Source organism: Actinoplanes sp. ATCC 53533 (assembly GCF_003947245.1).
This window is the reverse complement of sequence record NZ_QHHV01000555.1, coordinates 1-934: the sequence shown is the minus strand read 5'-3', so window position 1 is coordinate 934 and position 934 is coordinate 1. Positions and strand designations below refer to the sequence as shown.

Here is a 934-nt window from a genome sequence, read left to right as displayed (position 1 = left end):
CTCGCAACTGTGCCGGTAAGTCCTGCCGTGGCTGTCTCGACCATCCAAGACCAAGCGGTCAGCGATGACGAGGCGCTGGCCTGCTCCCTGGAGAACCCCGAGTCTTGCGAGGCGTGTCAGTAGATGCTGCTGGATCCCGGAATGGACCTGACCCTGCGGCCGATGAAGTATCCGCACTTCTTCGACCGCTTCAAGGACGCGATCAAGAACACCTGGACCGTCGAGGAGGTCGACCTGCACTCCGACCTCGCCGACCTGGCCAAGCTGTCGCCCGCCGAGCAGCACCTGGTCAGCCGGCTGGTCGCCTTCTTCGCCACCGGCGACACCATCGTCGCGAACAACCTGGTGCTGAACCTCTATCAGCACGTCAATTCGCCCGAGGGGCGGCTCTATCTCTCGCGGCAGCTCTTCGAGGAGGCCGTGCACGTCCAGTTTTATCTGAATCTGCTGGACACCTATGTGCCCGACGAGGCTGAACGGGCGGCGGCCTTCGACGCGGTGGAGAACATCCCGTCGATCGCCCGGAAAGCCGACTTCTGCTTCCGGTGGATCGACTCGGTCTTCGAGCTGCGGGAGCTGCGGACCAAGGACGAGCGGCGGGCGTTCCTGCTGAACGTCATCTGCTTCGCCGCGTGCATCGAGGGGCTGTTCTTCTACGGCGCTTTCGCCTACGTCTACTTCCTGCGGTCGCGCGGGCTGCTGCACGGCCTCGCTTCCGGGACGAACTGGGTGTTCCGCGACGAGTCGATGCACATGGCGTTCGCCTTCGACGTGGTCGAGCAGGTCCGCGCGGAGGAGCCGGACCTCTTCGACGAGAAGATGGAGCAGCAGGTCCGCGACATGCTGACCGACGCCGTCGAGTGCGAGGTGCAGTTCGCCGCCGATCTGCTGGAGCAGGGCGTCTCGGGCAGTGTCGCTGACCGACATGCGCGAA

Annotated in this window: 1 pseudogene; it reads left to right on the top strand. The window is 64.6% G+C overall.

The annotated features are described in order from the left end of the window. Positions 1 to 123: 123 nt before the first annotated feature. Positions 124 to 934: pseudogene (locus DMB66_RS59990) on the top strand (ribonucleotide-diphosphate reductase subunit beta); the annotation flags it as partial.